Origin of the sequence: Streptomyces sp. NPDC007983 (assembly GCF_042958345.1) — a bacterium.
Taxonomy (GTDB): Bacteria; Actinomycetota; Actinomycetes; order Streptomycetales; family Streptomycetaceae; genus Streptomyces.
On the sequence record NZ_JBIBJI010000051.1, the window covers coordinates 1 to 7,441 of the forward strand.

Sequence of the window (7,441 nt, forward strand, 5' to 3'; positions counted from 1 at the left end):
CACTCCGCGAAGACCTCGGTAATCACCGAACCCCCGAAGCCGCCACCCTGCGAACCCCACGACTCCAGCACCCGAACCACTCCCCCACACATAGACATCGACCGATCGGCACACACGGATCGAGAACACCACCAACCCGGCGGCTGGCACAACGAACTAAAGACACAGCTGAATTCAGTGGTGAGCGGTCGCCGGAAGAACCCGGCCAGCCGTGAAGGGAGGGGCACGGGCAGGCCCGTGTCCCTCCCTTCACGAACGGGCCGGATCAGCCGGCGGACACGATCTCCGCCAGCCCGGCGACGAACCGCTCGGTGAGCGCCGACACCGTCGCGGGGCGGTAGGTGTCCGTCGCGTACATCACCTGGACCTCCAGGCGGCCCTCGGAGACGACCGCCACGATGTCCAGCAGGTGAGGACGGCGCTCCGTGGCCGGGGCCGTCGGCACGGAGTACGGGACGGGTGCCCCGTAGAACCCGTCACCGGCCTCGGCCGTGTCGTACTGGCCGAGGTAGTTGAAGCTGACCTGCGGCCGCCGGCCCTCCGCGAGGATGCCCCGGATGTGGCGCAGCAGCCCGTACCCGATGCCGCGCTCGGGCACGGCGCGCAACGCGCGCTTGACCTGGTTGATCTGCCGACGCCAGTCGGAATCGGCCGGGGCGGTCAGGCGGACGGGGAATTGCGTGGTGAACCAGCCGACCGTGCGGGACAGATCGGCACCGTCGATGATCTCCTCGCGTCCATGGCCCTCCAGGTCGACCAGCACGCTGTCCTCACCGGACCACTCGGTGAGCGTCCGGCCGAGGGCTGACAGCAGCACGTCGTTGATCTGGGTGCGGTAGCGGCCGGGGACTTCCTGGAGCAGCCGCCGGGTGGTCTCCTCGTCGAGTCCGGCACGGTGGACCGCGCGGAGCCGGTCGAGGTTGGCACCGTCGAGGTCGACGGGCAGCTGTCCGGCGCCGCCCTCGGTGATCCCGTTCCAGTACGCCGCCTCCGCGTCCAGCGCGCCCGACTCCGTGTGGCTGACGAGCGCGCGGCTCCAGTCCCGGAACGAGGTGGACTTGGCGCCGAGGCCGACCGGGCGGCCGGCCCGCACCTGGTTGTAGGCCGTGGCCAGGTCGGAGAGCAGGATGCGCCAGGAGACCCCGTCGACGACCAGGTGGTGCACGGTGACGAAAAGGCGCGGGAGACGGCCGTCGCCGTATTCGAGGAGCACGGCCCTGATCAGCGGCCCGTCCACCGGGCTCAGGCTGCCCTGCGCCTCGGCGATCAGCCGGGCCGTCTCCGCCTCGGGGTCGGCGGACCCCGACAGATCGTGGCAGCTGAGCACGGGGTGGGTCTCGGCCGGCGGGTTGTGCTGGCGCCAGCCGTTCGCACCGCCGTCGCCGTCGCGCACGTAGCGCATCCGCAGGGCGTCGTGGTGCCCGAGCAGGAACCGGACCGCCGTCTCCAGTGCGGTGCGGTCCACATCGGCGGACCCGAGCTCGACGAAGGTGGCCATGGTCAGGTGCTCCGGCACGGTGAAGGTGTCGAAGAACCAGCGCTGAATGGGGCTCAGCGGCACGTCTCCGGTGACCGGAGCGGCGGCAGCGGGGTCCGCGGCCGGCTCCCCGGTCTCCGTGACCAGCTCCGCGAGGCCCGCCACGGTCGGCGCCTGGAACAGTTGCTTCGGGGAGATGGCCAGGCCCGCTTCGCGTGCTCGGGAGACCACCTGGATGGTGAGGATGGAGTCGCCGCCGAGCTCGAAGAAGTCGTCGTGGATGCCGACCCGGGGCACGGCGAGAACGGTGGCCCACACGTCGGCGAGCAGTTCCTCGCGCCCCGTGCGCGGAGCGGCGTACTCGGTGCCGGCCGCCGCTTCCGGGGCGGGGGCCGGCAGCGCCTTGCGGTCGACCTTTCCGTTCGCGTTGAGCGGCAGCGCGTCCAGCACGACGAAGGCCGTCGGCATCATGTAGTCCGGCAGGGCGGTGCTCGCGAACGCCCGCAGGCCCGCGGGGTCCAGGCCCGTTCCGGCGGCATAGGCGACCAGACGCTTGGTGCCCGGCGTGATCTCGCGTACCGCGACGACGGCCTGCGCCACGTCCGGGTGGGAGGCCAGCGCGATCTCGATCTCGCCGAGCTCGATGCGGAATCCGCGGATCTTCACCTGGTTGTCCGCCCGGCCGACGAAGTCCAGCTGCCCGTCCGGCAGCCAGCGGACGACATCGCCGGTGCGGTACATCCGGCCGGCCGAGAAGGGGTTGGCCACATAGCGGCCGGCGGTGAGTGCGGCGTGCCCGGCATAGCCGCGGGTCACGCACTCGCCGGCCAGGTACAGGTCGCCCGCGACTCCGACCGGCACCGGGCGCAGCCAGGCGTCCAGCACATACGCCCGGGTCTGGCCGAGCGGGGTCCCGATGGGCACCGACGGCTTCTGTTCCGCCCAGTCGGCCAGGTGGATCGTGGCGAAGATGGTCGTCTCGCTCGGCCCGTAGGCAGCCACCAGCTGGACCTCCGGGGCCTCCTCGACGACCCGCTGGAAGTGCCGGGGCGACAGCACGTCGCCGCCGGTCATCACCATGCGCAGGTCGCGCAGCATCATCACGTCGGCGTCGACGACCTCGTGGAAGAGCCCGGTGGTCACCCACAGAACGGACACCCGATGCGTCCGCACCAGCGCGCCCAGTTCCTCGACCGACAGCACCCGTGCTGTGGAGACCACCAGGGTGGCGCCGTTGGCGAAGGCGCTCCAGACCTCCAGCGCGCTCGCGTCGAAGGACAGCGTCGCGGTCTGGCTGATCACGTCGTCGGCCGTGAAGGCGAGGCGGGGGTCTCGCGCCACCCGCAGGACTCCCGCGTGCGGCACCACGATGCCCTTGGGCCGGCCGGTGGAACCGGAGGTGTAGAAGACATAGGCGGCGTTCTGCGGAGCGAGCCGGACCGGCGGCGGTCCGTCGTGGGCGGCCTCGGCCGTCCGTCCCAGATCCTCCAGGAGCAGAACGGGCACCGGTGTGTCCGCGACGGCTTCCCGGGTGTCGCCGGTGGCGAGCAGCACCTGAAGTCCGGAGTCGCTCATCATGAACGCCAGCCGGTCGGCCGGGTAGTCCTGGTCGAGTGGCACGAAGACGCCACCGGCCTTGAACACCGCGAGCAGCGCGACGATCGGGGCGGTGCCGCGTGGCAGGCATACCCCGACCCGCACCTCCGGGCCGACTCCGTGAGCACGGAGGGCGTGCGCGAGGCGGTTGGCCCGTACGTCCAGTTCCCCGTACGTGAGCCGCTCGCCCTCGCACACCACCGCGACCGCGTCGGGTGTCCGGGCCACCTGGCCGGCGAAGACCTCGGTCAGCACCGCACCGGCGGGTCCCTCGGCTCCGTCGGTCCAGCCGAGGATCTCGGTGTGCTCGGCACCGGTCAGCCCCGGCATGGCGCGCAGGGGCAGGTCGGGGTCGGCTGCCATCGCACCCAGCAGTTCGAGCAGGTGTGCCGAGAGCCGGCGGATCGTGGCTTCGTCGAACAGGTCCGTGTTGTAGACGATGTTGCTGAGCAGTGCCCCGTCCACCTCACCGAAATCGAGCGTGAGGTCGAACTGCGCGGTAGTGGACCTCAGGGCGTAGTCATGCCAGTCCAGACCGTCCGTCGCCGGGCCCGTGGGGGCCCCGGAGAGCTTCTCGTGGCTGATCGCCACCTGGACAAGCGGGCTGCGGCTGGGGTCGCGTTCGGTGACGACGGCGTCGACGACCCGGTCGAAGGGCACGTCGGCGTGGGCGAAGGCGTCCAGGACCGTGGCGCGCACCCGGTCCAGCAGGGTGGCGGTGCTGTCGCGCTCGTCGATATGGGTGCGCAGGGCGAGCGTGTTGATGAAGAAGCCGACGACATCCTTCAGTTCGTCGCGCTCCCGGCCGGAGGTGACCGTGCCGACCACCACGTCCTGCTGCCCGCTGTGGCGGGACAGCAGGACCTGGCCCGCTGCCGTGAGGCCCATGAACAGGGTGGCGCCCTGGGCCCGGCATACCTCGGTGAAGCGGGCGAGCAGACCGGCCGGGATCACCGTCTGGAAGCTTGCGCCGCGAGTGGTGCGCTCGGCGGGACGCTGCCGGTCGGTCGGCAGTTCCAGCGCCGGGGCTCCGGCGAGCTGTGCCCGCCAGTAGTCCAGCCCGCTCTCCAGCGTCTGCGGGGTCGTCCGCTCACGCTGCCAGACCGCGTAGTCCGCGTACTGGACGGGCAGTTCGGCCAGGGTGCGGCCTGCGTAGAGCTCGCCGAGCTCACGCTGGATCACCCCGAGGGACCAGCCGTCCATGACGATGTGGTGCATCGACAGAACGAGCACGTGCTCCTGTGGGGTGACCCGGATCAGGGTGGGCCGCAGTAACGGCCCGGTGCGCAGGTCGAAGGGCTCGCCGAGCAGTCGGTGGACGAGCACGTCGAGTCCATCGGCGGCACAGTCCAGCACCGGCAGGTCGAGGGGGGCGGCGGGGTGGATCACCTGGACGCCCTGTCCGTCGGCGGTGCCGAAGGTGGTACGCAGCGACTCGTGCCGGGCGACCAGCGCCTGGAGTGCGGTGCGCAGAGCCTCGACGTCGAGCGGCCCGTACAGCCGGGCGGCGCGGCCCGAGTTGTACTCGGCGCTGGCAGTGTCGTGCTCGGCCGCGAACCACATGCGTGCCTGCGGGAAGGAGAGCGGGAGGGCTCCGTCGCGGGGGACCCGCGCGATGACGCCCGGGTCGGCGACCGCCGCGCCGGTGCCGGAGACGCTGACGTACGGGGCCAGGGCCGCGGCCGTGGGGTGGTCGAACAGCCGGCGTACGGAGATCTCCGCACCGGCCCGGCGCAGCCGCGACACCACCTGGATACTCAGGATGGAGTCGCCGCCGAGTTGGAAGAAGTCGTCCAGGGCACCGACCCGGTCCAGACCGAGTACGGCGGCGAAGATCTCGGCGACCAGCGCCTCCCCCGCCGTGCGCGGTGCGGTGAACCGCTCGCCGAGGGACGACAGGTCCGGTGCGGGCAGGGCCCGCCGGTCCAGCTTTCCATTGGCGTTCAGCGGCAGGGCGTCCAGCACGGTCAGCGTGGCGGGAACCATGTACTCGGGGAGCACGCCGACCAGCGCGGCCCGGAGTTCGTCCGGCTCAGGTCTCTCGTCGCCGGGGCCCGGGACGGCGTAGGCGGCGAGCCTGCGCACACCTGGCTGGTCCTCGCGGGCGACGACGGCGGACTGCGCCACACCGGGAAGCCGGGCCAGCACCGTCTCGATCTCGGACAGTTCGATGCGGAAGCCGCGGATCTTGACCTGGTCGTCGCTGCGCCCGGCGTAGTCGAGCACCCCGTCGGACCGCCAGCGCACCACGTCGCCGGTGCGGTAGAGCCGCGCGCCGGAGCCGGCCGGGTCGGCGACGAAACGCTCGGCGGTCAGTGCGGACCGGTTGTGGTAGCCGCGGGCCACCCCCTGGCCGCCGATGTACAGCTCGCCCCAGACTCCGGCGGGGACGGGGCGCAGCCACGGGTCGAGAACCCGCAGGGACTTGCCCGCGACCGGGCGTCCGATGGGCACGGAGCTGCCAGTGGGGGCCTCTTCGGCGTCGGAGAACCAGCCGGTCGCGTACACCGTGGCCTCGGTGGGCCCGTAGATGTTCGCGATCACCGCCTGGGGCGCGATCTCTGAAATCCGCTCGTGGAGGGCAGCCGGGAAGGCCTCGCCTGCGAGCACGACATGCCCGGCGGAGACCCGTGGGCCGTCCTCGGCGAGGACGGCGCCGAGGGCGGACGGCACCGCCGAGATCAGACTGCCGGACCAGCCCTCGGGCCGCTCGGCCGGCTCCAGTACGTCGCGCATCACCTCGACGACACCACCGGCGGCGAGCGTGCCGAAGAGCTCGAAGACGGAGACGTCGAAGTTGAGTGAGGTGGAGAAGCAGGTCCGGGCGAAGACGTTCTCGCCGAGCGAGACGGCCCACTGCACCAGCGAGGACATGGCCTCGTGCGAGACCACGACGCCCTTGGGCCGTCCGGTGGAGCCGGAGGTGTAGATCACGTACGCCGCGGCGGCGAGCGGCGGGCACGACGGGGCCACACCGACGCCGGGCTCCGGAAGCCGGTCCACGGCGAGCAGCTCGGCCTCGCCTGCGAACGGGAGCTCCCCGGCGAGGGCGCTCTCGGTGAGCACCAGCCCGATGCCCGAGTCCGCCGCCATGTAGCGCAGCCGGTCCGCGGGGTAGTGCGGGTCCAGCGGCACGTAGGCGCTGCCGGACTTGAGCACGGCCAGGACGGCGACGACCAGGTCGGCGGTCCGTGACATCGAGACGCCGATCCGGGTCTCGGGCCCGGCGCCGCGGGCCACGAGTACCGCGGCGAGCCGGTCCGCGCGCTCGTCCAGCGCGGCATAGGTGAGGACCCGCCCCAGGTGTTCGACGGCAGGCGCGTCGGGCTGCGCGGCGACTCTCGCCCCGAAGAGGTCCAGGAAGGTGATGTCCGGATCCGCCGGGCGGGCAGCCGTCCAGGCGGCCACCCGGGTCCGTTCCACCGGCGTCAGCGTGGGCAGAGCGGACAGCGGCCGGTCCGGGTCCTGGGTGAGGGCTGCCAGAGTGGCGGCCAGATGGGTCGCCAGGACCTGGACGGTCAGATCGTCGAACAGCTCGGGCCGGTAGGTGATGCGCAGGGCGATCTCAGCGGCCGTACCGCCCAGCGCGACCAGGTGATTGCTGGTGTACGCGCTGAGCGTGAGCGGGTAGTTGGTGGCGAGGCCGCCCTCGGAGCCGGTGACGGTCAAGCCGTGCCGGGCGGCCAGTTCCTCGTCGACGGGGTAGTTCTCGAAGACGAGCAGGCTGTCGAAGAGGGCGCTGCCGGCCGGGAGTTCGGTGACCGTGTTGATCTGGCTGAGGGAGAGGTACTCGTGGGCGCGGGACTGCCACTGTTCGGCCTGGAGTTCCTGGAGCCACTCCACGACCGGCTTGGCCGGGTCGAGGAGGGTGCGGACCGGGACCGTGTTGATGAACAGGCCCAGCATTCCCTCCGCCTCGGCCAGTTCGGCCGGCCTCCCCGAGGTCGTGGCGCCGAAGACGATGTCCCGCTGACCCGAGTACGCCGACAACAACAGCGCCCAGGCACCCTGGACCACCGCGTTGACCGTCAGCCGGTTACGGCGCGCGAACTCCACGGCTCTGGCGCCGGTTTCGGGGTCGATCGGCACATCGTGGCCACGCGCGGTCCAGGTCTGCGCTGTGACGGTCCGGTCCGTGGGCAGCGGGACGGGGGTGTCGAACCCGGCCAGTACCGAACGCCAGTGTTCGAGCCCGGCCGCCGCGTCACGCGAGCCCAGCCACTCCAGATAGTCCCGGTACGGACGGCGAACCTCGGGACTGCCACCCGTATAACGGGTGAAGACATCCTCCAGCAGCAGCGGAGTACTCCAGCCGTCCAGCAGCACATGGTGGAAGGTGAGAACGACCTGGATCCGGGACCCACCAAG

Annotated in this window: 1 protein-coding gene; it reads right to left on the reverse strand. The window is 71.7% G+C overall.

What is annotated here, in order from left to right; all coding sequences use genetic code 11:
- Positions 1-265: 265 nt before the first annotated feature.
- The gene (locus tag ACFZCY_RS45315) at positions 266-7,426 is read right to left on the reverse strand and encodes an amino acid adenylation domain-containing protein (protein ID WP_391187676.1); all 7,161 of its coding nucleotides are present in this window, start codon (positions 7,424-7,426) and stop codon (positions 266-268) included.
- Positions 7,427-7,441 lie beyond the last annotated feature (15 nt).